The organism is Mesorhizobium sp. M1A.F.Ca.IN.020.03.2.1 (assembly GCF_004023205.1).
Classification (GTDB): Bacteria; Pseudomonadota; Alphaproteobacteria; order Rhizobiales; family Rhizobiaceae; genus Mesorhizobium.
Genome location: NZ_RZSV01000436.1, coordinates 1 through 1,883 on the forward strand (window position 1 = coordinate 1; position 1,883 = coordinate 1,883).

General features: G+C 73.0%; 1 protein-coding gene. It reads left to right on the top strand.

All coding sequences use genetic code 11. The features are described 5' to 3' along the window. Positions 1–1,883 (top strand): hypothetical protein (locus tag EOA79_RS31780; protein WP_128293671.1); only part of this gene is annotated, 1,883 nt, incomplete at both ends.

Here is a 1,883-nt window from a genome sequence, read left to right on the forward strand (position 1 = left end):
GACCGGAGCAACCGGCGCCACAGGTGCCACCGGCGCTACGGGTGATACCGGAGCAACCGGCTCGACCGGTGCGACCGGCGCCACAGGTGCGACCGGAGCCACGGGTGCGACTGGCGCCACAGGCGCGACCGGCGCCACGGGCGATACCGGAGCAACCGGAGCAACCGGCTCGACCGGTGCGACCGGAGCAACCGGCGCCACAGGTGCGACCGGCGCCACCGGCGATACCGGAGCAACGGGCGCGACCGGCGCCACAGGTGCCACCGGCGCTACGGGTGATACCGGAGCAACGGGCTCGACTGGAGCAACCGGCGCCACCGGCTCGACTGGCGCGACCGGAGCAACCGGCGCCACAGGTGCCACCGGCGCCACGGGCGATACTGGAGCAACGGGTGCGACCGGAGCAACCGGCGCCACAGGTGCCACCGGCGCCACCGGCGATACCGGAGCAACCGGCGCTACGGGTGCCACCGGCGCCACCGGCGCAACAGGTGCAACTGGCGCTACGGGCGATACCGGCTCGACCGGAGCAACCGGCGCCACAGGTGCGACCGGCGCCACCGGCGATACCGGAGCAACGGGCGCCACCGGCGCCACAGGTGCGACCGGCGCCACCGGTGATACCGGAGCAACCGGCTCGACCGGTGCGACCGGAGCAACAGGTGCGACTGGCGCTACCGGCGATACCGGAGCAACGGGAGCAACCGGAGCAACAGGTGCCACCGGCGCCACGGGCGATACCGGAGCAACGGGTGCGACCGGAGCAACCGGCGCCACAGGTGCGACCGGCGCCACCGGTGATACCGGAGCAACGGGTGCAACAGGTGCGACCGGCGCTACGGGTGCAACGGGTGCGACCGGCTCGACAGGCGCAACCGGCGCGACTGGAGCTACTGGAGCTACCGGGGCGACTGGAGCAACCGGCGCCACAGGTGCGACCGGCGCTACGGGTGCAACGGGTGCGACCGGCTCGACTGGAGCAACGGGTGCGACAGGCGCAACCGGCGCTACGGGTGATACCGGAGCAACGGGCTCGACAGGTGCGACCGGAGCAACAGGTGCGACCGGCGCCACCGGCGGTACCGGAGCAACGGGCTCGACGGGTGCGACCGGAGCAACCGGCGCCACAGGCGCGACCGGCGCTACCGGCGATACCGGAGCAACGGGCTCGACGGGTGCAACAGGTGCGACCGGCGCTACGGGTGCAACGGGTGATACCGGAGCAACGGGTTCGACCGGGGCCACTGGGGCGACTGGAGCAACCGGCGCCACTGGTGCTACGGGCGATACCGGCTCGACCGGAGCGACCGGCGCTACCGGTGCGACCGGAGCCACAGGTGCCACGGGCTCGACGGGTGCGACCGGAGCCACCGGCTCGACTGGAGCAACGGGTGCGACAGGTGCGACCGGCGCCACGGGTGCCACCGGCTCGACTGGGGCGACCGGCGCTACCGGAGCTACAGGTGCGACCGGCGCCACGGGTGCCACTGGCGCTACCGGCTCAACTGGAGCAACGGGCGCGACCGGAGCGACCGGCGCGACCGGAGCCACAGGTGCCACGGGCTCGACGGGTGCGACCGGAGCCACCGGCTCGACCGGAGCAACGGGTGCGACAGGTGCGACCGGCGCTACGGGTGCCACGGGCTCGACCGGAGCAACGGGTGCGACTGGAGCAACGGGTGCGACAGGTGCGACCGGCGCCACGGGTGCGACTGGAGCTACCGGAGCTACTGGCTCGACAGGTGCGACCGGCGCCACCGGTGCGACTGGAGCTACCGGAGCTACTGGCTCGACAGGTGCGACCGGCGCCACCGGTGCGACTGGAGCTACCGGAGCTACCGGCTCGACCGGTGCAACCGGAGCAACCGGTGCGACGGGAGCAA